Genomic DNA, 21,592 nt, shown 5'->3' with positions numbered 1-21,592 from the left:
TTAAACATCTGCTGTCTTAAAAATGCCCCGCGAGAAATCGCGGGGCATTTTTTTTTGACTGTGGAAAACAGGGCTGCTAATCAAAGTTTGGCGATTTTCTCTTTCTGGGATTTGAGCTGTTGCAAAGAGCTCTGGATATCCTGGAGCTTGTCGCGCTCTTTTTGCACCACCACCTCCGGCGCCTTGTCGACAAAACTCGCGTTGCCGAGTTTGCCTTCGACGCGTTTGGCGTCACTTTCCAGCTTGTCGATCTCCTTGTTCAGGCGTGCCAGTTCGGCATCCTTGTCGATCAATCCGGCCATGGGGATGAGGATCTGCATCTCACCGACCAGGGTGGTGGCCGACTCCGGCGCCTCTTTCTCATCGGGCAGCCAGTCGATGGATTCGATCCGGGCCAGGTTTTGCAGGTAATGATGATTGCGTTCGACGCGGGCTTTGTCCTGGTCAGTGTAGTGCTGCAGGATCACCGGCAGCGGTTTGCCCGGCTTGATGTCCATGCCGCTGCGGATCTGGCGAATGCCGACGATGAATTGCTTGACCCACTCCATTTCCTCGACCGCGGGATGATCGATCTTGCTGTCGTCCGCCTCGGGATAGGGCCGGATCATGATGGTCTCGCCTTCGCTGGCGGCCAGCGGCGCGATGCGTTGCCAGATTTCCTCGGTGATGTAGGGCATGATCGGGTGAGCCAGGCGCAGCACGGCTTCCAGCACGCGCACCAGGGTGCGGCGTGTCCCGCGTTTGGCCGCCTCACTGGCGGCGTCGCTCATCAGTACCGGTTTGGACAGCTCCAGATACCAGTCGCAGTATTCATTCCAGGTGAATTCGTACAGGGCGTTGGCGGCACGATCGAAACGGTACTCGCCGATCGCCTTGTTGATCTGCTGCTCGATCTCCTGCAGGCGACTGATGATCCACTTATCGGCGATGGACAGCTCTATCTCGCCACCGTCCTGCCCGCAATCCTGATCCTCGGTGTTCATCAGCACATAACGGGCCGCGTTCCAGAGTTTGTTGCAGAAGTTGCGGTAGCCTTCGATGCGCCCCATGTCGAAGTTGATGTCCCGCCCGGTGGAGGCGAGCGCGGCGAAGGTGAAGCGCAGGGCGTCGGTGCCGAAGGCGGGAATGCCGTCGGGGAAATCCTTGCGGGTCTGTTTGGCGATCTTCTCGGCCAGATGTGGCTGCATCATGCCTTTGGTGCGCTTTTCCACCAGGGTTTCCAGTTCGATGCCGTCGATGAGATCGATCGGATCGAGCACGTTGCCCTTGGACTTGGACATCTTCTGGCCGTGGGCGTCGCGCACCAGACCGTGGATGTAGATTTCACGGAACGGCACATCGTCCATGAACTTGAGCCCCATCATGATCATGCGCGCCACCCAGAAGAAGATGATGTCAAAGCCGGTGACCAGCACGCTGGTGGGATAGAAGGTCTTCAGGCGCTCGCTCTGCTGCGGCCAGCCCAGGGTGGAGAAGGGCCACAGGGCTGAACTGAACCAGGTGTCGAGCACGTCCTCGTCCTGTTGCAGGGCCAGCTCGGCCGGCAGTTTGTGCTGTTCGCGCACTTCCTGTTCGTCGCGACCGACATAAATATTGCCATCCTTGTCGTACCAGGCCGGAATGCGATGGCCCCACCAGATCTGGCGGCTGATGCACCAGTCTTCGATGTTGCGCATCCACTCGAAATAGGTGTTCTTCCAGTTGTCGGGGACGAACTTGATTGCACCGCTTTCCACGACCTGGATGGCCGGCTCGGCCAGCGGTTTGACCTTGACGTACCACTGGTCGGTCAAAAACGGTTCGATGGCCGCGCCGGAGCGATCGCCGCGCGGCACCATCAGCTTGTGCGGTTCGATCTGCTCCAGCAGGTCCTGCGCCTCCAGATCGGCAACGATCCGTTTGCGCGCCTCGAACCGATCCAGGCCGATGTAGGCGGCCGGCAGCAGCTGACCTTCCTCGGGCAGGTTGTCGCGCACGGCGGCGCTGTCGGTGAAGATATTGATCAGCCCGCCATGCGGTTGGTCGGCGATGGGTGTTTCATCGCGATGGCGTTGCCAGACCTGGTAGTCGTTGAAATCGTGGGCTGCGGTGATCTTGACACAACCGGTCCCGAATTCGGGATCGACATAGTCGTCGGCGATGATCGGAATGCGCCGGCCGGTCAACGGCAACTCGACGAATTCGCCGAGCAGGTGCTTGTAGCGCTCATCGCCGGGGTGGATGGCCACCGCACAGTCACCGAGCATCGTCTCCGGACGGGTGGTGGCGACGATCAGGTGGCCGGTGCCGTTGCTCAATGGATAACGCATGTGCCACAGCTGGCCGTTTTCTTCCCCGGAGAGCACTTCGAGATCGGAGACCGCGGTGTGCAGCACCGGGTCCCAGTTGACCAGCCGCTTGCCGCGATAGATCAGTCCCTCTTCATACAGGCGGACAAAGACCTCCTTGACCGCGTCGGAAAGGCCGTCATCCATGGTGAAACGTTCGTGCCGCCAGTCGGGAGATGCGCCCATGCGCCGTAACTGGCGAGTAATGGTGCCGCCGGACTCTTCCTTCCACTCCCAGATCTTCTCGATGAACTTCTCGCGGCCGACGTCGTGGCGGGTCTGGCCTTCGGCGTTGACGATGCGTTCGACCACCATCTGGGTGGCGATGCCGGCGTGGTCGGTGCCCGGCTGCCACAGGGTGTTGTCACCCCGCATGCGATGGTAACGGGTCAGGGCATCCATGATGGTGTCCTGAAAGGCGTGACCCATGTGCAGACTGCCGGTGACATTGGGCGGCGGGATCATGATGCAGAAAGGCTCACCCCTGCCCGAGGGGGCGAAGTAGTCATTCTGTTCCCAGGTGTCGTACCAGCGTTGTTCGATGGCTTGCGGGTTATATGTCTTGTCCACGAAAGATCCGATTCGGTTGCTTGCGAGTTGATGGCCGGAAAACCGGCATTATACCGAATCACGCCGTGCGGCCATATGCTGCGGTGGCCGAAAAGCCCAAAATTTCCGCCGCGGGCTGCGGGCCATGCTAAACTGCGCCGTTATGAATGTGCTGGCTCCCGATTTACACTTCTGGCACACGCGACTGTGGGTGTATCTGCTGCTGACCCTGGTGGCGAAGCTGGTGCTGGCCCATTACCTGCCAATGACCGGGGATGAGGCCTATTTCATTCTCTGGGGTAATTATCCCGATTACGGCTATTACGATCATCCGCCCATGGTGGGCTGGTTGCTCTCCGCCATGTTGGCGGTCAGCGATGCACCACTGTGGCTGCGTCTGCCGCAGATATTGCTCACCAGCTTTATCGGTCTGGCGATTTATCTGTTGCTGCGGCGCACTCATGAGGCGGTCGCCGTGGCGGTGGCGGTGCTCTATCTGGTGGCACCGGTCAATGTGCTGGGTGTGTTGACCACCACGGATACACCGCTGATTTTCTGGTCCTTCCTCTCGGCCGTCAGTTTCTATTTTGCCCGGCGCCGCGATAATTTCTGGTGGTATCTGCTGTGTGGCCTGTTCCTGGGCGCGGCGTTTTTCTCCAAGTTCTTTGCCGGGCTGCTGGGTATTGCCTATTTCCTGTATATCGTGCTGTATACCCGTCGTGGCTTGCGACCCTATCTTGGTCTGCTGCTGATTATCCTCGGCACCTTGCCGTTTATCGGACTGAACCTGTGGTGGAACTATAACAACTGCTGGAACAACTACCTGTTCAACCTGGTCAATCGCACCGCCGGATCAGGAGTCTCACCGGAGCTGACGCTCAAATATCTGGTCTTGCTGGTTTATCTGGTGACACCGCCGATTCTCTATTACCTGATACGCCAGTGGCGGGAGTTCAGGGAGAGTCTGACCAGCCGCCAGAGCGTCTTCGGCGGGCTGTTTTTTATTCCCATCGGGCTGTTCTTTCTGCTGTCATTCTGGAAGTCCATCGGGCTTCACTGGCTGTTGAGTTTCTATCCGTTTCTGTTTCTGGCGCTGGCACCGATTCTGAGCACCCAGCAGCTGCGCAAATGCTTCTATTTCATGTTGCCGTTTACGATCCTGCATCTGGTATTGGTGGGGGCGCTGCTGATATTGGCGCCGGGGGTTTTCAAAGGTTACAGCGAGAATACCTATCGCGATGTGGTGTTGGGTATGCGCACCTCACAAATCCTTGAAGCGGCGGCGGAATATGAGGATTTTGTATTGATGACAGACAGTTACAGCGAGTCGGCGCTGCTGGCCTATCACTCGGGCCGACACATTCCGGTATTCGGTATCAGCTCCTATCATGGCCGGGAAGATGACAAGATTACCGATTTTCGCCGCTTTGATGGCAAGAATATCCTGGTGTTCAGTCATCATTCAAAAGAAGCGTATCGACCCTATTTTCGCGAGTCGACAATCAAGCAGCTCCATATCGAACAAACGCACTATCACCTGTTTGTCGGCAAGGGGTTTGATTACCAGAAATACCGCGAGGAAGTCCTGAGCGATATCGTTCAGCGCTACTACCGCATCCCCGATTACCTGCCGGTGGGCAGTTGCTATATGTACGAACGCTACGGCTTTAAATAATTTTGAATGTTGAATTTTAAATTTTGAATTGCGGGTTGGTACTTAATTCAGCATTCAAAACTCAACATTTAAAATTATCTTTTCATTCCTTGTTGCGGATTTGTTCCCGAATGGTGTCCAGCTGTTCGGCGATGGTTTTTTTGACCTCTTTTTCAATGTTGACCACGGTGCGCATCAGCGTGTTGCGGACCTCTTTTTCCAGGCTTGCCTGCAGATGATCGAGAAACTCCAGCATGGTGTCGCTGTCGGTTTGGGTCGGATTGCTCATGGTCGCAGGTTCTTCACTGTTGGGTGAGAAAGTTCCGTCGTTTGCAATATCGGCTTCGTCGGTAATTTCCGGGATTTCCATCTGCTCGGCCGGCGCTTTATAGGTGCCGGGCTCAATAATATCCTCCAGCACCGGCACGACCGGCTCGTTACCGGTTTGCCGACGGGACTTTTGCAAGTCGCCGGGTTCATTGGCACGTGTGATACTGTCGCGCGCGGCAGTGAGCTTGGTCTCGCTCTGTTCGAGCAGACTCTTGATCGACTCCAGCGCATTGAGCAGGTTATCTTCTGTGGCCGGGTCGCTTTTGTCGTTCTGTTTGCTCATGATGTCTTGTCATCAAGGTTATGGGTGTTAAGTTCATAACCACGGTCACGATAAAACCGAAAACGCTTCCGTCCGGCCTGCCGTGCCTGTTCATCCCCGGCGATGAGTTCGGCCACCCGTTCGAAGCGGCTGAAAAAGGATGGGACCGTTTCGCCAAGATTGATCAACACCTGATTGTGCTCCTGCGGCTCATTGTCATAGCCGATCACAATGGCGGCCTGGGACGCCACTTTATCACTCTGCAGGCTGTGCGGGATGAAACTGCCGTCACGAAACGTCCACAGCAGTTGATCGAGCTGTTCGGCCTGCCGCCGGTCGTCGGCGTGTATATATATAGTATGGTTCATCGCGTAGGCTTTTTCAGCCAGGCGACAGGCCAGGCGCTGGCGGGCCTGAGCGTGATTATCCTCGACGATGTAGAAATCGACCCGGGTCATCAGAGCTGGTATTTCTTGCCGCACTGGTCAAGCAGGTACTGGGTCAGCAGCGGTACCGGACGACCGGTGGAGCCCTTCTCATTGCCGCTTTTCCAGGCGGTGCCGGCGATGTCCAGATGAGCCCACTTGAACTTTTTGGTGAAACGGGAGAGGAAGCAGGCGGCGGTAATGGTGCCGGCCTCGCGGCCGCCGATGTTGGCCATGTCGGCAAAGTTGCTCTTGAGCTGCTCCTGGTATTCCTCCCACAACGGCAATTGCCAGGCGCGATCCTGACTGGTCTGGCCGGCGGCAAGCAGGGCGTCGGCCAGCGGCTGGTCATTGCTCAGTAGCCCGCAGGGGTGGTTGCCCAGGGCAATGATGCAGGCACCGGTCAATGTGGCGGTGTCGATGACGGTTTTGGGTTTGAAGCGCTCGCTGTAGGTGAGGGCGTCGCACAGGATCAGTCGGCCTTCGGCGTCGGTGTTCAGGATTTCGATGGTCTGGCCCGACATGCTGGTGACCACGTCGCCCGGCTTGTTGGCGTTGCCATCGGGCATGTTTTCACAGCTGGGCACGATCGCCACCACATTGATCGGCGGTTGCAGTTCGCCAATGGCCTGCATGGTCCCGATGACCCCGGCGGCCCCGCCCATGTCGTATTTCATCTCGTCCATGGTGGCGGCCGGCTTGATGGAGATGCCACCGGTATCGAAGGTGATGCCCTTGCCGACCAGCACATACGGGTTATCGCCTTTTTTACCCCCGTTATATTCCATGACAATCAGTTTGGGGGGCTGGCGGCTGCCTTTGGCCACCGACAGGAAGGCACCCATCTTCAGCTCCTCAATGGCCTTTTGATTGAGTACCTTTACTTTCATGTTGTTATAGCTTTTGAGCTGCTTGCTGGTCTGGCTGGCCAGATAGGTGGGCGTGCAGATATTGCCGGGCAGATTCCCCAGGTCGCGGGTGAAGTTGGCGCCCTTGCCGATGGCCTCGCCAATCTGCAGCCCGGTGCGGGCCGCTTTGAGCGCCTTGTCCTCTACACACAGCTGCAGTTTGCCTAGCGGGTAATCGGGCTTCTCGGGTTTGCTGAATGTCTGGTGGTAGCGATAAAGTGTCTGGTAGACCAGCTCCGCCGCGCGGCGCACATTCCAGGCGCGCGAGCGATCCTTGACCGGCAGATCGGTCAGATAGCAGGCGGCGTCGCGGGCGCCGGAATCGTGCGCCGCCTTGATGGCGGCGGTGATCGTTTTGGCGTACTGAGCGGCATCGAATTCATCCGCTTTGCCGCAACCGACCAGCAGGACACGGGCGGCCTTGATGCCCGGCAGTTTGTGCAGCATCAGCGTCTGGCCGACCTTGCCGTCCATATCCCCCTGTTTCAGAATACGGTTGATCTCGCCACCACTGGCCTTGTCCAGCGATTTGGCGTGAGGATCGGGCTGGCGTTTGTCAAAGACGCCGACGATGAGGCAACTGCCGGCTTGTTGTTCGACCGGTGTCGATTTGAGCGTGATATTCATACGGATTCCTGTTTTTGCCTGCTTTGAACGGATTTGACGGATCGTAACCCCGTTACTGCCTTGCTGGCCAACCGGTAAAAAAATCGCCAAACACAGGGTTAATTCATCGTGGTGCGCAATATAATACAGTATTGTTTGTGTATATAAAGAACGAACCGGCTTTCAACCCCTGATTCTAACGTGATTATAGCCCGCTATCTGGTCAAGGAAATTTTTATCACGCTGCTGGCCGTGGTGCTGGTGCTGTTGCTGATTGCCCTCAGTGCGCAACTGGTCGGCCTGTTCAGTGACGTGGCCAGCGGCATGCTGCAGGTGGACACGGTGCTGTATATCTTTGCCCTGCGCACTCTCAGTATTCTGGTGTTTATTCTGCCGCTGGCGCTCTATCTGGCGATTCTGCTTGCCCTGAGCCGGCTGTACCGGGACAGTGAAATGACAGCCATCGCCGCCTGCGGCATCGGCACCGGGTATATTCTGCGTGCCGTGTCGGGATTGGCGTTGGTGGTCGCCGTCCTGCAGGGCTTGCTCAGCCTGCAACTGGCGCCCTGGGCCGAGCATCAGGTCCAGTTGCTGACCGCGGCGGCGCAAAGTCGGGGGGATATCCAGGGTATTGCACCCGGCCGCTTCCAGGAAATGCGCGAAGGGGATGGCGTGCTGTATGTCGAAGAGCTGAATCGCGAACAGAACCGGATGCGCAATGTGTTTGTGCAGCAACAACGGGCGCAAGGCAGTTCACTTATCCGTGCGGAATCCGGACACCAGATGCTGGATGAGAAAACCGGGGATCGGTTTATGGTGCTGGAGACGGGTTTTCGTTATGACGGAAAATCGGGGCAGCAGAATTACACTGTGATTGAATTTGAGAAGCACGGCATTCGTATTCAGGAAAAAGCACCGGAAGTGGCCAGTCGCAAGCACAAGGCGATTCCCTCAATCGAGCTCTGGAAGGAAGATAAAAGGGGCTATGCTGCCGAATTGCAATGGCGCATCTCCTCGGCGCTAATGTGTCTGGTGCTGGCGGTTCTGGCGGTACCACTGAGTGTGACCTCGCATCGACAGAATCGTTACGGCAGGCTGGCGATCGCCATCGTTTTGTACATGCTGTTGACCAACCTGTTGACGGTCTCCCGCAACTGGCTGTTTGACGACAAGATTTCACCTTACCTGGGGCTGTGGTGGGTCCACGGCACGGTGCTGGTGATTGCGATTGCATTGCTGCTGCGCCAGAGCGGTATCCGGCATCTGCTGAACAGGAGCACGGCATCTCGATGAAGATCCTCGAACGTTATATCGGACAGGCGATCACTAACGGCGTTTTGTCGGTGCTGGTGGTATTGGTAGCCCTGTTCGCCCTGATCGGTTTTGTGGATGAGCTCGATCAGGTCGGTCGCGGAACCTACTCTCTTTGGCATGCGCTGGTCTATACCCTGCTCAGCATGCCGCGACAGATGTACGAGATCTTCCCCATGGCGACGCTGCTGGGCACCATGCTGGGACTGGGGATGCTGGCCAACAATCGGGAACTGGTGGTGATGCGTACCGCCGGACTCTCTTTGAACCGTATCGTCTGGGCGACGATGAAAACCGCGGCGATGCTGATCCTGCTGGCCATGGTGATCGGTGAGGTGGTGGCACCGCCGGCACTGGAATACGGTTCGCAGAAACGTTTGCAATTGATGGGGGCGAAGATCAGCCTCAATACCCAGTATGGCTTGTGGGCCCGGGACGGGGACACCTATATCAATGTGCGGCGTGTCGACAGTCAGGCGCAATTGCGGGGTATCCACCTGTATACCTTCGAAGGGCAGCGCATGCGCACCCTGCTGCGGGCCAAAAGCGCCCGTTATGACGGTGAGCAGTGGTTGTTAAACAAGGTGACGCGTTATGATTTCGAGGGGCTGGCGGTTCGCCAGGAGACTGTCAAGGAATTACCCTGGCAGACCCTGCTGGATCCGGCCCTGATCAATGTTGTCTCGGTGGACCCCGATACCCTGGCGGTCTGGAAGCTGGAAAGTTATATCGACTATCTCAAAGAGAACGGCCTGGATTCGGGGCAGTATGAGCTGGCGATGTGGGGCAAACTGGTCATGCCGTTTACACTGGCAGCCATGGTCTTGCTCGCGGTGCCGTTCGTGTTCGGCGCACAACGTCACACCAGTATCGGGCAACAGATTCTGATCGGTTTTTTGATTGGTATTGTGTTTTACATCGGCAACCGTCTGGCCGGGCAAATGGGACTGGTCTATAACCTGCCACCGGCCCTGGCGGCGGCCCTGCCGACTGCACTGGTGATCGGCATTACCCTGTTCTGGTTCCGGCGATTACGCTAGACCGCCATTCGCATACTTTTCTCAGATGCTCTGGAAATTAACGCGGAGGACGCAGAGGCGCAGAGTCGCAGAGTCGCAGAGTTTTGATAATGACTTCATTGAGCGACAATGGTACCGGGAAGAACGAAAAACGAGCCGTGAACCGGGCGTTACAAATCATTTTCTCCGCGCCTCTGCGTCTCCGCGAACTCTGCGTTAGTTTTCAGACTTGGCGAAAAGGGGTCAGGATTTGAGTAGGAGAACGACGCGGGTGTGGGTCACGCGTTCCCGCCAACCATTGGGCCAGTTGTCGAATCCCAGCCAGATCAGACCGATCAGGGCCACGCTGCCGTGGGGCAGGCTTTGCAGCCAGTGCAGAAGTCCCGGCAGTTGTAATTGCGGGTTGAAGTACACCGCCAGCCCCAGAATCAACACCAGCCAGCCGGGCAACCCGCTAAGAAAACGCAACAGGGCAGCGCGCCAGTCCAGCGCGCCAGCATGGTCTTGAACCAGTTGCAGACGCCAGGCCCGCATGCCCAGCGTTTGGCCGCCGTGGGTCCAGAACCCGCCAAAAAAGCCGAAGCAGATGAGCAGAAAGTAACCGGTCAATAGCAGATTGTGTCCCTCGATCGCCTCACCACCGGTGAAAATCAGGGGAATGGCCGAGGCGATAAGCAGTACTGCCAAAAGCAGCAGACCGTCGTAGAGCATGGCAAACAGGCGCCGGTAAAGCGGCGCAGGCGAGGGTGTTGATGTGGTCATGGTCAAATCCTGAGCAGCAATAAACGGTGCGGGTCCGACAGCCTGCCGAAAAGCCGCCCTATTTTATAGGGACCTATAAAAAAACTCTATATGGCATTCTCTGTCGGTGTCTGTTATTAATTAAAAAACGGTTGTCATTGATCCATATCAAGCAATGGCAATCAGCCGCAACTTGCCAGGCGGCAACATAACTATAAAACACAAGAGGGGACTGCATGAGCGTCATATCCGATCTGGTGGCGACACCGGGCGTCATCGCAGCAGGCGAGTATACCTACCGGGGCGATCGATTTACCTACGACGGCCAACTCGATTATGAAACCGCACGCATGGCGTCGATCATGTGCCGCGCCACCACCATGGCCGTGCATATGGAAACGGACATGCTCAAACATCTCAAATCCGATTGTGGCTGTGCGCCGGCGCGCGGCTGGGTGGTTCGCGGTGACAAGGTTACGGTCTGTGTCATGGCCAACATCTTCTGCTTCATCGACAATGCTTCCAGTTCACTGAATGAAGTGATGGAGTATATGCGTGAACATGTGGCGGGCCCGGAAGAGATGCTGGTCTGAGCGGCTGCAATAAAATAATAAACCAATCAGTCTTGAAGGAGTTAGCAATGGCCGATCTGGAGAAATTGATCAACCTTGACGGTGCGGTTGCCGCATTCAGTTTCAGCAGCAAAGGGGAGTTACAGGAATCCCGCCTCAGTGCGGACAGTGAAATGAATGACACGATTCTGGATCTGGTCGCGCATGTCTGCGTTGCCAATACCTCGATTGCCACCATGCAGGCCCGTGGCTGGGAGAATGTCACCGGTTCCGGCGGGTTCTATCCGGTCAAGGGTTTTTCATTAATCGGGTTTGACTGGACGGTCATCGCCAACGAAGAGGCCGGGGTGATCATGCCCAATGACAAGGTCGATTACGAAGCAGCTTATGCGGCGCTGGAAGCCTGAGGGGTGCCATGATTAAACAGATCATGATCATTGACGGGGTGATGGCGGTGGCACACTTTCGGGACGACGGTGAGCTGGTCGAAGGCTACGGCATGGGCGGACAGGAACAACTCGCGAGTCTGGCCCATTTCGCCCACGACTACAAACGTCTGGTGCAGGGCAATGCCGATCAACTCTCCATGTTTACCGGCATCCGCGGCTGGACGCCACCCGGCGGTTGGGTGGTTCGCGGCGAACGCTACACGGTCTGCAGTGTCGGCAATGTGGTTTGCCTGTTCGACGGCACTGAAGGTCGTCTCAATGAAGTCATGCAGGAGCTGCGCAGCGCCTCGCAGTGGTAGTTCCCGGGACGCAAAGTCCGCCAGCAAATCACACCACCAGGACACAAAGACACCAAGGGCTAATGAAATCAAACGCCTGTGGTGTTCCGGGTCGTCTTTTTACGCGATTTGATGAGGCTTGCCCGGGACAGTATCAATATCTTTACCTGGCGTCCTGGTGTCTTGGTGGTTGGATTTTTTCTTTAGCACCTCCCTCGGGCTATCTCGATACCTGACCCCGAGATGGTGTATCATTGGCACTCACCGTCAACATCCATCAATTCCGGGATTCACGCGCATGTTGCAACTCCGAGGTGGCTCGGCTCTGTCCTCTTTTCGTCTGGAAAAATGCCTGGTCGCCCTGCGGGCCGAAGTGCCCGAGGTGGCGGATTTGCAGGCGGTCTATCTCCATTTTGTTGACCACGAACGGCGCCTGGATCCCGAGCAGCAACAGCTGCTGGATAGCCTGCTCAATTACGCCGAGGCACCGGCCACACCGCTTGAAGGCCATGAATTTCTGGTCATCCCCCGTCCCGGTACCATCTCGCCCTGGTCCAGCAAGGCCACCGATATCGCGCACAATTGCGGTCTGCAAAATGTGCTGCGGATCGAACGCGGGATTCTCTATACCCTGACACTTACCGACGGCAATGAACTGACCGCGCAACAGGTTCATCGCCTGGGTGCGGCGTTGCATGATCGCATGACCGAATCGGTATTCCGCGACGTCGACGAGGCCCAACGGCTGTTCCGTCACCCGGATCCGGCGCCGCTGACCGAGGTCGATGTGCTCGGTGGCGGGCGCGACGCCCTGCAGCGGGCCAATGCCGAGCTGGGACTGGCGCTGGCCGAAGATGAAATTGATTATCTGCTGGAGAATTTCCAGGCTCTGGGACGCAATCCCAGCGATGTGGAGCTGATGATGTTCGCCCAGGCCAACTCGGAACATTGCCGGCACAAGATTTTCAACGCCGATTGGGTCATCGACGGCCAGGCCCGCGACAAGTCCCTGTTCGGGATGATTCGCAACACCTACCAGCGGCACAGTGACGGTATTCTTTCGGCCTACAGCGATAATTCGGCGGTGATCGAAGGCCATGTGGGTCGACGGTTTTATCCCGAGTCCGGTACCCGCGAGTACGCCTATCATGCCCAGGACATCCACATCCTGATGAAGGTCGAGACCCATAATCATCCCACCGCCATCGCGCCCTTTCCGGGGTCGGCCACCGGGGTCGGCGGCGAGATCCGCGACGAGGGGGCAACCGGCCGCGGCTCAAAGCCCAAGGCCGGCCTGTGCGGTTATTCGGTCTCCAACCTGCGCCTGCCCGATTGCCCCCGGCCGTGGGAGACCGATCACGGCAAGCCGGGACGCATTGTCTCGGCTTTGGAGATCATGCTCGAAGCCCCCATCGGTGCGGCCGCCTTCAATAACGAATTCGGCCGGCCCAACCTGTGTGGCTATTTTCGGACCTACGAGGAGCGGGTGCCCGGGCCGCAGGGCGCGGAAGTGCGCGGTTATCACAAGCCGATCATGCTGGCCGGTGGGCTGGGGAATATCCGTGACGATCATGTCGCCAAGAACGACATTCCCCCCGGCGCGCAGATCGTGGTGCTTGGCGGCCCGGCCATGCTGATCGGCCTGGGGGGCGGGGCGGCCTCGTCCATGGCCACCGGGGTAAGTCTGGAGGATCTCGATTTTGCCTCGGTACAACGCGGCAACCCGGAGATGGAGCGCCGTGCCCAGGAAGTGATCGACCGTTGCTGGCAGCTGGGCGAGGCCAATCCCATCATCAGTATTCACGATGTCGGTGCCGGCGGCCTGTCCAACGCCTTGCCGGAGCTGGTCAATGACAGCGGTCGCGGCGGGCGCTTTGAACTGCGCGCGGTGCCCAACGACGACCCGGGCATGTCGCCCATGGCGATCTGGTGCAACGAGGCCCAGGAGCGGTATGTGCTGGCGGTGGGCCCGGAGGATCTGGAGCACTTTGCCGATATCTGCCAGCGGGAACGCTGCCCCTGGGCCGTGGTCGGCGAGGCCACCGGGGAGCGGCGGCTGGTGCTGGGCGATGGCCATTTTGACAACACGCCGATCGACATGCCGCTGGAAGTTCTGCTGGGCAAGCCGCCGAAGATGTTGCGCGACGTCCATCATGCCCCGTTTACCAAACCGGACTTCGACACCGCCGGGCTGGATCTGGCGGAAGCGGCCGAACGGGTGCTGGCCCTGCCCACGGTCGCCGACAAGGGGTTTTTGATCACCATCGGCGATCGCAGTGTGACCGGGCTGGTGGCGCGGGATCAGATGGTGGGACCCTGGCAGGTGCCGGTGGCCGACGTGGCGGTGACCGCGACCAGTTTCGACAGTGAGTGCGGCGAGGCCATGGCCATGGGCGAGCGCACGCCAGTGGCGCTGCTGCACCACGCCGCCTCGGCGCGCCTGGCCGTGGGCGAAGCACTCACTAACCTGGCGGCCGCCCCGGTCCCCGAATTGTCGCGCGTGGTCCTGTCGGCCAACTGGATGGCCGCCGCCGGCCATCCGGGCGAGGATGCCGGCCTGTACGAGGCCGTGCAGGCGGTGGGCATGGAGCTGTGCCCGGCGCTGGGTATCACTATCCCGGTGGGCAAGGACTCCATGTCGATGCGCACCGTCTGGCAGGAGCAGGGCGAGACTCGCTCGGTGACCGCGCCGCTGTCGCTGATCGTCTCGGCCTTCGCGCCGGTCAGCGATGTGCGCCAGACCCTGACCCCGCAGTTGCGCACCGACCGGGGACCAACGCGGCTGATCCTGATCGATCTGGGCAAGGGCGCCAACCGCCTGGGGGGCTCCTGTCTCGCGCAGGTCTATAAACAGCTCGGCCACCATCCGGCCGATCTCGACGATCCGCTGGCATTGAAACACTTCTTTGATGTTATTCAACGGCTTAACGAACAAGGGCGCTTGCTGGCCTATCATGACCGGGCCGACGGTGGGTTGTTTGCGAGCCTGTGCGAGATGGCCTTTGCCGGGCGCACCGGCCTGCAGATCCGGCTCGACGAGCTGGGCGATGACACCGTTGCCAGCCTGTTCAGCGAGGAGCTGGGCGCGGTCATCCAGGTGCGCGACAGCGAGCTGGCGGCGGTGCAGGAGGCGTTGCATGAAGCCGGCCTGGGCCATTACAGCCATGTGCTTGGCACGCTGCGCGACGATCAGCGGCTGGTTTTCGAACACCGGGGCCAGACGGTACTGACGGCGACACAGACCGACTGGCGGCGTGTCTGGAGCGAAACCAGCTACCGGCTACAGGCACTGCGCGATAATCCCGAGTGTGCCCGGGAAGAGTACGACAATCTGCTGGATGAGTCCGATCCGGGGCTGTCGGTGCAATTGAGTTTCGATCCCCGCGAGGATATTGCCGCACCGTATCTGAACCTGGAGTACCGTCCGCGGGTGGCCGTATTGCGCGAGCAGGGGGTCAACGGCCAGATCGAGATGGCCGCCGCCTTCGATCGGGCCGGCTTTGCGGCGGTGGATGTACACATGAGCGATATCATTGCCGGGCAGGTCTCGCTCAACGACTTTTCCGGGCTGGCCGCCTGTGGTGGTTTCTCTTACGGGGATGTGCTGGGGGCCGGCGGCGGCTGGGCCAGTTCGATTCTGTACAATTCGCGCGCCCGCGACGAGTTCGAGGCGTTTTTCAACCGTCCGGACAGTTTCGGGCTGGGGGTGTGTAACGGTTGCCAGATGCTCTCCCAGTTACGGGATCTGATTCCCGGCGCCGGCCACTGGCCCCGCTTTGTGCGCAATCGCTCCGAACAGTTCGAGGCGCGACTGTCCCTGGTCGAGGTACTCGATTCGCCCTCGATCCTGCTGGCCGGCATGGCCGGCTCGCGGCTGCCGATTGCCGTGGCCCACGGCGAGGGGCTGGCGCATTTTGACAAGCGGGCGCAAATCGGGCGTGTGCAGGCTGAACAACTGGTCGCCTTGCGCTATATTGATAATTACGGTGAGGCTAGTGAACGGTATCCCTTCAACCCCAATGGTTCCCCACAAGGGATTACCGGCCTGACCACCACGGATGGACGCTTCACCATCATGATGCCACACCCGGAGCGCGTGTTTCGCAGCGCTCAGTACTCATGGCATCCTGATGAGTGGGGCGAAGAGGGTCCCTGGCTGCGCTTGTTCCGCAACGCACGCCGCTGGCTGGATTAATACATTGCGACAGACTCATGCCTGTATGCTGAGCAGACTGTTTCGGGGTATGGCGAACGATGAAGGTTAAACTCGATGTCGGCAGTCTCAAGGAGGGGATGTTTGTTAGCGACCTGGATTGCGGTTGGTCACAAACCTCGTTTTTACTCGAGGGCGTGCTGGTTTCCGGTGAAGAGGAGCTGGCCGAGCTCAATCGTTGTTGCACCCATGTTTATGTCGATACCGAACGTTCCCATGAGTCGGTGATCCCCGAGCTGCAAACACTGGCCAGCCGCCCGCCACCGGCGGTAGCCACACCGTCGAAATTCGAGGCGGAAAAGGAAGCCGAACGCGAGGAGAAACATTTTCAGGAAGCGTTAGAGGAAGCCCGGCCGATCCACGGTCGGACCAAAACCTATATCGAAACCCTGATGGAAGATGTGCGCCTGGGAAACAGCCTGGATACCAACACGGCCCGTCATCTGGTTACTGAAATTACCGAAAGCATTACCCACAGCCCCAATGCCATGGCCTGGCTGTCGCATCTCAAACATCGTGATGAATATACCGTCACCCATTGCATGAACACCTGTATTCTGGCGGTTACCTTTGGCCGTTATCTGGGGATGGATAAGGAAGAGCTGGAATTGATGGGGCTGGGTGCGCTGTTACACGATATCGGCAAAATGCGCATTCCACTGGAGATACTCAACAAGCCTGCTCGACTGACGCCGGAAGAGTTCGAGATCGTCAAGACTCATGCACCAAAAGGTCACGAACTGCTGGTGCCCAAGGGGGATATTCCGCAGGAGTCGCTCGACATCGTCCTGCATCACCATGAACGGGTCAGTGGCAAGGGCTATCCGCACGGATTGAATGGGGATCAGGTTAACCAGATGACCAAGATCGTCTCTATCGTCGATGTGTACGACGCTATTACCAGTGATCGTTGTTACCACGACGGCATGCCGCCCTATGAGGCGCTGAAAAACATGTACGAATGGATCAGCGAAGACTTTGAGCAGGAGCTGGTCGAGCAGTTCATCAAATGCCTGGGCATCTATCCCATTGGCAGCATGGTGCAGCTCAATATGGGCCAGACCGGTATCGTGGTCTCCGCCAGTGAGAAAAGTCGCCTGCGCCCCATTGTGCTGCTGGTTATTAACAGCAAGGGCGAGCGCTACGTCAAACCCAAGCTGATCAACCTGGCTCATCCCCGCTGGCGCGAGGGCAAGCAGAAACTCGAAATCCGTAAAATCCTCCACAACGACGAATGCGACATCGACCTGCCGGCCGTCATCCAGGACGAATCGCTGATCTGAAGCCTCACCGCAGAGACGCAGAGAACGCAAAGAAAATATTAACCACGAAGACACCAAGACACGAAGAAAAGATTGTTAATAACAAGGCTATTTCTGGTTGTTTCGTATCGACTCAGATCACTTTATAAAGATAAAGCTCTGCGTCTCTGCGGTAAAATATTTTTTATCCCGGGTATTACGCTGAATTGGGTACTTGTATGTATTCAATGGAATGTCTTTTGCTAGAATACCCGCCGGTTCGGTTTTTCTAGTGAGTTTATGTCCAACGCGCTGACCATCAGAGGTTTGACCAAGACCTATCGCGGCGGGGTGCAGGCCCTCAAGGGGGTCGATCTGGATGTGCGCGAGGGGGATTTTTTTGCACTGCTCGGGCCGAACGGGGCGGGCAAGTCGACCATCATCGGAATTGTCTGTTCGTTGATCAACAAGACGGCGGGTACGGTGGAGGTATTCGGCCACGATATCGATCGCGAACTGGAAGCGGCCAAAAGCTGTATCGGACTGGTGCCGCAGGAATTCAACTTCAACCAGTTTGAACCGGTGGTGGAGATCGTGGTTAACCAGGCGGGTTATTACGGTATCGAGCGCAAGCTGGCCTACGAGCGGGCGGAAATCTATCTGCGCCAGCTGGAGCTGTGGGACAAACGGCATACCATGGCGCGCGAGCTCTCGGGCGGGATGAAGCGCCGGCTGATGATCGCCCGCGCACTGGTGCATGAACCAAAGCTTTTGATACTCGATGAACCGACCGCCGGGGTGGATATCGAGATCCGCCGTTCCATGTGGCAGTTCCTCAGCAAGATCAACGCCCAGGGCACCACGATTATTTTAACCACCCATTACCTGGAAGAAGCCGAACAGCTGTGCCGGCATATCGCCATCACCAATCATGGTGAAGCAGTCGAGCATACCGAGATGAAAGCGCTGCTGATGAAACTGCAAGTGGAAACTTTTGTGCTGGATCTGCGCGAGACCATCGATACGGTGCCGCAGGCGGAAGGTTATAATCTGTCTATGCTCGACAAGAGCACACTTAGTGTCGATATCAGCAAGGTGCAGAGTCTCAATCAGCTGTTCGAAGCATTGAGCCGCCAGGGGCTGCACGTGCTGAGCATGCGTAACAAGACCAATCGCCTGGAAGAGTTATTCGTGCGCATGGTCGAGGAGGACAACGCGTGAAGTTGTCGCAGCAATATGTCGCCTTCAGCACTATTCTCACCAAGGAGTTTCTGCGCTTTATCCGCATCTGGATCCAGACGGTATTGCCGGCGGCGATTACCACCGGGCTCTATTTTATTATCTTCGGTAACCTGATCGGTTCCCAGTTGTCGGACATCGGCGGTTTGACCTACATGGAATATATCGTCCCCGGGATCATTCTGATGGCGATCATCAACAACTCCTACGCCAACGTGGTCTCCTCGTTCTACGGTGCCAAGTTCCAGCGCCACGTGGAGGAGATGCTGATCTCGCCCATGCCCAATTATCTTATCGTGCTTGGCTATGCCGTCGGTGGCATGGCACGCGGTCTGGTAGTGGGGCTGGCCGTCGCGGCTGTCTCCCTGATCTTCGCCGAGCCGCAACTGCATCACCTTCTGGTGACATTGTATGTGGTGCTGATGACCTCACTGTTGTTCGCGCTGGGCGGTTTCGTCAACGCCGTCTATGCCAAAAGCTTCGATGACATCTCCATCATCCCTACCTTCGTGCTGACGCCGCTGACCTATCTGGGCGGGATTTTCTATTCCATCGACATGCTGCCGCAATTCTGGCAGAACGCGTCACTGATCAACCCGATCCTCTACATGATTAACGCCATGCGCTACGGCATGCTGGGTGTCTCCGATATTGAAATCAGCGTGGCCCTGCTGATCATCACCGGCTTCGTCGTGGCGCTCTACCTGTTCTGCCTCTACCTGCTCAACAAGGGCGTCGGCATCCGGACCTGAATGACAAAAGCGTTTTACCGCAGAGGCGCAGAGGACGCAAAGACGCGGAGGAAAATAATTTTGAATTTTAAATGTTGAATTTTGAATTAGATGCCGCGTCGCAATCCAAAATTTAAAATTCAACATTCAAAATTATATCTTTACGTCCTCTGCACCCAAACAACGGGCATAAACGTCTCTGCGGTGAAATTATAGATTCATTCCTAAACTCTTGAGAGCAGTTTGTCCATGAGTCGGGTAGATAGAAAACGCTTGAGGGTGCCGAACAGGTAAGTGGGGAAGGTGACGTAATAGCGCGGTCTGGGGCGGGGGCTTTCCAGGGCGTGGATGGCGCGTTTCAAGACCGCCTCCGGTGGCAGGGTGAAGGGCACCGCGGGCCCTGCTTTTTGCAGGCGTTGTTCCATGGCCAGGTAATGATCCCGGAATGGACTGCTGTCGCGGTCGATGTTCTGCTGATAGGCAACGAAGGAGTTGGCGCGAAAGCGACTTTCGATCGGGCCGGGTTCGATGAGTGAGACATAAATGTCGGTATCACGCAGTTCCAGGCGCAGGGTGTCGGACAGGCCTTCCAGGGCATACTTGCTGGCGTTATAGGCGCCGCGAAACGGCAGGGCGATCAGTCCCAGGATGGAACTGTTTTGAATAATCCGCCCGTAGCCCTGTTGGCGCATGATGGGCAGGATCCGGCAGGTCAGTTCATGCCAGCCAAACAGATTGGTCTCAAACTGTCGACGCAGAACATCACGGCGCAGATCTTCCACCGCCCCGGCCTGACCGTAAGCGCCGTTATTGAACAGGGCATACAACGAGCCGCCGGTGCGCTCCAGGACTTCATCTACCGCGACATTAATCGAATCCGAATCATCCAGATCCAGCCGCAGTGACTCCAGTCCTTCGTTATTGAGACGCTCGACGTCTTCCTGTCGACGCGCCGTGGCAAACACCCGGTAACCGCGTTGTTTTAATCCCCGCGCCACGCACAGGCCTATGCCGGACGAACAGCCGGTAATCAGAACGCTTTTATTGTTCGTATTCATAATCTAACGCCGCATCACTTTATGAAAAAGAACTCTAACGCAGAGGCAAAAAAATATAATGTTGAATGTTGAATTTTAAGTTTCGGCATCACATACCATTCAAAATTCAACATTTAAAATTCAAAATTTTTTCCTCTCTATGCCAGCAGCACGGCGATGATGCCGGTAAAAAATATTCCGTCGAAGGTCCCCGCGCCGCCGATGGAGGCGAGGGGCGCGCCGAGTTTGGGGATGTCCTTGAGTCGCAACAGATCGGCGCCGATCAGCACGCCCAGGGTGCCGCAGATATAGGCCAGTGGCGGGCTGTGTTCCGGCGCGAGCAGCAGGGCAACCACGGCGGCGGTCAGGGGCGCGATGAAGATCGGCATGCCGATGCCCAGCCCGGCAACGGGCCGGCTGAAGCCGTAACTGATGGCGCTGACGATACCAATGGCCAGCAGGACGCTTGGCAGCGGCAGCGGCTGGCTGAGAAACAGATAGAGGGAGAACAGGATCGGCACCATGGCCCCGCCCACGTTGATGGCGATGACGGTATAACCGGTGAACGGCGGCAGTTTGAACGGCCAGTAAGCCGGCGGTTGCGGTGGCGGTTCGGGCGGCTTCTCGGCTTTGACCCTGGCCAGTGGCAAATTGACCGCGCTGCCCAGCAGGGTGGTGATCAATAACAACGCGGCCGAGTGGGGGGACAGCCCGAGCTTGCTCAATACCAGCGAGAAGATCTGGATCTGGATGAACAGGATCACCACCAGGGCGACAAAAAACAGCAGCAGATAATTGCCGGGGGAACGCATAACCTAGTTGAGTATCTCCGTGAAGCTCTCGGCCAGTAGCGGAGCCAGTTGTACCGCATTACTCGGATGCTGGACGCTGTCGCAGCTCCAGATGGTCTCAATCCCGGCCTGTTTTAACATCCGGGCTGCCTCAAGGTCATACAGGGCATGGGTGCACAGGGCGTCGACCTTGCCGGCCCCGGCGCGGTACAGCTGGCCGGCGGTTTCCGCCAGGGTGTGGCCGCTGCTGATCATGTCATCCACCAGCACCACATGCCGCTGCCGGTAATCCAGATCGGGCAGGCGAATCTCCACCTGACGATCGCCGTGGCGCACCTTGTCGGCGACGCCATACTCAAAATCGCCTTCGCTGGCCACCTGTTCCACCCACTGGCGGGACTCTTCGTCCGGACCGAGCAGCAGGGCGTCACGGGTCTGTTCCAACAAAAACTGCCCCAGCCGTGGCGCACCACTGAGATTCCGGGCCTGGGGCAGGGGTATCGCTTCATTCAGGTGAGCAATGCGATGCAAATGGGCATCAACGGTGATCACCCCGTCCACCAGCTCGGCCAGGAAACGACCGATGATTTGCTGACTGACGGCCTCGCCGGGATGAAAGGCCATGTCCTGGCGCATGTAACACAGATAGGGGCAGACCAGGATAATCCGTTCGGCGCCCAGCTGACGGGCGGTTCGGGTTGTCAGTAGCAGCTCGACGAGTTTGGCATCGGGATGATCCAGACTGCGATACAGCAGCACGCTCGGCGGCAGGGCCGGCGGCAGGGTGAGGCGGCTTTCGCCATCGGGAAAACGGTGCAGCTCGATGGTGGCATAATCGAGCTGCAACGCCGCCGCCAGCCGTTGCGCCGGTGCCCCTTCGTCGGGAAAACCGAGGACGAGTGTCATACG

General features: G+C 57.9%; 18 protein-coding genes. 10 read left to right on the top strand and 8 right to left on the bottom strand.

Annotation, left to right across the window (positions count from 1 at the left end):
• Positions 1-80: 80 nt before the first annotated feature.
• The gene (locus tag U5J94_RS14035; protein ID WP_322566244.1) at positions 81-2,897 is read right to left on the bottom strand and encodes a valine--tRNA ligase; all 2,817 of its coding nucleotides are present in this window, start codon (positions 2,895-2,897) and stop codon (positions 81-83) included.
• Positions 2,898-3,021: 124 nt separating this feature from the next.
• On the opposite strand from U5J94_RS14035, the gene U5J94_RS14030 reads away from it, so the two are divergent.
• On the top strand, positions 3,022-4,551 hold the full coding sequence (locus U5J94_RS14030) for an ArnT family glycosyltransferase (RefSeq protein ID WP_322566243.1): 1,530 nt from the start codon (positions 3,022-3,024) through the stop codon (positions 4,549-4,551).
• Positions 4,552-4,633: 82 nt separating this feature from the next.
• Here the strand turns inward: U5J94_RS14030 and U5J94_RS14025 are convergent, their stop codons facing one another.
• From U5J94_RS14025 to U5J94_RS14015, 3 genes are read right to left on the bottom strand one after another with little or no spacing between them, the layout of a single operon-like run.
• Positions 4,634-5,143 carry a hypothetical protein gene (locus tag U5J94_RS14025; RefSeq protein ID WP_322566242.1) on the bottom strand — a complete coding sequence of 170 codons (510 nt, stop codon included), beginning with the start codon at positions 5,141-5,143 and terminating at the stop codon, positions 4,634-4,636.
• The gene (locus tag U5J94_RS14020; protein ID WP_322566241.1) at positions 5,140-5,580 is read right to left on the bottom strand and encodes a DNA polymerase III subunit chi; all 441 of its coding nucleotides are present in this window, start codon (positions 5,578-5,580) and stop codon (positions 5,140-5,142) included. The genes U5J94_RS14025 and U5J94_RS14020 overlap by 4 nt, the downstream gene beginning before the upstream one ends.
• Positions 5,580-7,082, bottom strand: coding sequence for a leucyl aminopeptidase (locus U5J94_RS14015; RefSeq protein ID WP_322566240.1), 1,503 nt, complete (start codon positions 7,080-7,082; stop codon positions 5,580-5,582). Before U5J94_RS14015 ends, U5J94_RS14020 begins: the two co-directional genes overlap by 1 nt.
• Before the next feature lie 180 nt (positions 7,083-7,262).
• On the opposite strand from U5J94_RS14015, the gene lptF reads away from it, so the two are divergent.
• Both lptF and lptG read left to right on the top strand, forming a co-directional pair.
• Positions 7,263-8,354, top strand: a complete 1,092-nt coding sequence (lptF, locus tag U5J94_RS14010; RefSeq protein WP_322566239.1) for an LPS export ABC transporter permease LptF — start codon at positions 7,263-7,265, stop codon at positions 8,352-8,354.
• Complete coding sequence (gene lptG / locus U5J94_RS14005) at positions 8,351-9,412, top strand: LPS export ABC transporter permease LptG (RefSeq protein ID WP_322566238.1); 1,062 nt, start codon at positions 8,351-8,353, stop codon at positions 9,410-9,412. The genes lptF and lptG overlap by 4 nt, the downstream gene beginning before the upstream one ends.
• 222 nt (positions 9,413-9,634) lie before the next feature.
• On the opposite strand, the gene U5J94_RS14000 is transcribed toward lptG, so the two are convergent.
• Entirely contained in the window at positions 9,635-10,153 is a 519-nt protein-coding gene (locus tag U5J94_RS14000; RefSeq protein WP_322566237.1) for an RDD family protein, read from the bottom strand.
• A gap of 215 nt (positions 10,154-10,368) precedes the next feature.
• Between U5J94_RS14000 and U5J94_RS13995 the strand changes: the two genes are divergently transcribed.
• The 7 genes from U5J94_RS13995 to U5J94_RS13965 all read left to right on the top strand — a co-directional run bounded on the left by U5J94_RS13995 (position 10,369) and on the right by U5J94_RS13965 (position 18,876).
• On the top strand, positions 10,369-10,725 hold the full coding sequence (locus U5J94_RS13995; RefSeq protein WP_322566236.1) for a DUF2173 family protein: 357 nt from the start codon (positions 10,369-10,371) through the stop codon (positions 10,723-10,725).
• Between the two features lie 47 nt (positions 10,726-10,772).
• Complete coding sequence (locus tag U5J94_RS13990) at positions 10,773-11,111, top strand: DUF2173 family protein (protein WP_322566235.1); 339 nt, start codon at positions 10,773-10,775, stop codon at positions 11,109-11,111.
• Positions 11,112-11,119: 8 nt separating this feature from the next.
• Positions 11,120-11,452, top strand: a complete 333-nt coding sequence (locus U5J94_RS13985; protein ID WP_322566234.1) for a DUF2173 family protein — start codon at positions 11,120-11,122, stop codon at positions 11,450-11,452.
• A gap of 277 nt (positions 11,453-11,729) precedes the next feature.
• Positions 11,730-15,626 carry a phosphoribosylformylglycinamidine synthase gene (purL, locus tag U5J94_RS13980; RefSeq protein WP_322566233.1) on the top strand — a complete coding sequence of 1,299 codons (3,897 nt, stop codon included), beginning with the start codon at positions 11,730-11,732 and terminating at the stop codon, positions 15,624-15,626.
• Between the two features lie 59 nt (positions 15,627-15,685).
• Positions 15,686-16,927: an HD-GYP domain-containing protein gene (locus U5J94_RS13975; protein ID WP_322566232.1), complete on the top strand. Its 1,242-nt coding sequence runs from the start codon at positions 15,686-15,688 to the stop codon at positions 16,925-16,927.
• A gap of 258 nt (positions 16,928-17,185) precedes the next feature.
• Positions 17,186-18,106 carry an ABC transporter ATP-binding protein gene (locus U5J94_RS13970; RefSeq protein WP_322566231.1) on the top strand — a complete coding sequence of 307 codons (921 nt, stop codon included), beginning with the start codon at positions 17,186-17,188 and terminating at the stop codon, positions 18,104-18,106.
• The gene (locus U5J94_RS13965; RefSeq protein ID WP_322566230.1) at positions 18,103-18,876 is read left to right on the top strand and encodes an ABC transporter permease; all 774 of its coding nucleotides are present in this window, start codon (positions 18,103-18,105) and stop codon (positions 18,874-18,876) included. Before U5J94_RS13970 ends, U5J94_RS13965 begins: the two co-directional genes overlap by 4 nt.
• Positions 18,877-19,079: 203 nt before the next feature.
• Here the strand turns inward: U5J94_RS13965 and U5J94_RS13960 are convergent, their stop codons facing one another.
• The 3 genes from U5J94_RS13960 to U5J94_RS13950 form a co-directional block, all read right to left on the bottom strand.
• Entirely contained in the window at positions 19,080-19,913 is an 834-nt protein-coding gene (locus U5J94_RS13960; RefSeq protein WP_322566229.1) for an SDR family oxidoreductase, read from the bottom strand.
• A 137-nt stretch (positions 19,914-20,050) separates the two neighbouring features.
• Positions 20,051-20,704, bottom strand: coding sequence for a DUF1614 domain-containing protein (locus U5J94_RS13955; RefSeq protein WP_322566228.1), 654 nt, complete (start codon positions 20,702-20,704; stop codon positions 20,051-20,053).
• 3 nt (positions 20,705-20,707) lie between these two features.
• Complete coding sequence (locus U5J94_RS13950; protein WP_322566227.1) at positions 20,708-21,589, bottom strand: ribose-phosphate diphosphokinase; 882 nt, start codon at positions 21,587-21,589, stop codon at positions 20,708-20,710.
• Positions 21,590-21,592 lie beyond the last annotated feature (3 nt).

This window comes from Thiohalophilus sp. (genome assembly GCF_034522235.1).
GTDB lineage: Bacteria > Pseudomonadota > Gammaproteobacteria > UBA6429 > Thiohalophilaceae > Thiohalophilus.
This window is presented reverse-complemented; position numbering and strand designations above follow the sequence as displayed.

Bases quoted from the DNA above. Each gene is read 5' to 3' on its own strand.
- U5J94_RS14030 (WP_322566243.1), top strand. From the start codon at position 3,022: ATGCTAAACTGCGCCGTTATGAATGTGCTGGCTCCCGATTTACACTTC.
- U5J94_RS14025 (WP_322566242.1), bottom strand. From the start codon at position 5,143: ATGAGCAAACAGAACGACAAAAGCGACCCGGCCACAGAAGATAACCTG.
- U5J94_RS14020 (WP_322566241.1), bottom strand. From the start codon at position 5,580: ATGACCCGGGTCGATTTCTACATCGTCGAGGATAATCACGCTCAGGCC.
- U5J94_RS14015 (WP_322566240.1), bottom strand. From the start codon at position 7,082: ATGAATATCACGCTCAAATCGACACCGGTCGAACAACAAGCCGGCAGT.
- lptG (WP_322566238.1), top strand. From the start codon at position 8,351: ATGAAGATCCTCGAACGTTATATCGGACAGGCGATCACTAACGGCGTT.
- U5J94_RS14000 (WP_322566237.1), bottom strand. From the start codon at position 10,153: ATGACCACATCAACACCCTCGCCTGCGCCGCTTTACCGGCGCCTGTTT.
- U5J94_RS13995 (WP_322566236.1), top strand. From the start codon at position 10,369: ATGAGCGTCATATCCGATCTGGTGGCGACACCGGGCGTCATCGCAGCA.
- U5J94_RS13990 (WP_322566235.1), top strand. From the start codon at position 10,773: ATGGCCGATCTGGAGAAATTGATCAACCTTGACGGTGCGGTTGCCGCA.
- U5J94_RS13985 (WP_322566234.1), top strand. From the start codon at position 11,120: ATGATTAAACAGATCATGATCATTGACGGGGTGATGGCGGTGGCACAC.
- purL (WP_322566233.1), top strand. From the start codon at position 11,730: ATGTTGCAACTCCGAGGTGGCTCGGCTCTGTCCTCTTTTCGTCTGGAA.
- U5J94_RS13975 (WP_322566232.1), top strand. From the start codon at position 15,686: ATGAAGGTTAAACTCGATGTCGGCAGTCTCAAGGAGGGGATGTTTGTT.
- U5J94_RS13970 (WP_322566231.1), top strand. From the start codon at position 17,186: ATGTCCAACGCGCTGACCATCAGAGGTTTGACCAAGACCTATCGCGGC.
- U5J94_RS13960 (WP_322566229.1), bottom strand. From the start codon at position 19,913: ATGAATACGAACAATAAAAGCGTTCTGATTACCGGCTGTTCGTCCGGC.
- U5J94_RS13955 (WP_322566228.1), bottom strand. From the start codon at position 20,704: ATGCGTTCCCCCGGCAATTATCTGCTGCTGTTTTTTGTCGCCCTGGTG.
- U5J94_RS13950 (WP_322566227.1), bottom strand. From the start codon at position 21,589: ATGACACTCGTCCTCGGTTTTCCCGACGAAGGGGCACCGGCGCAACGG.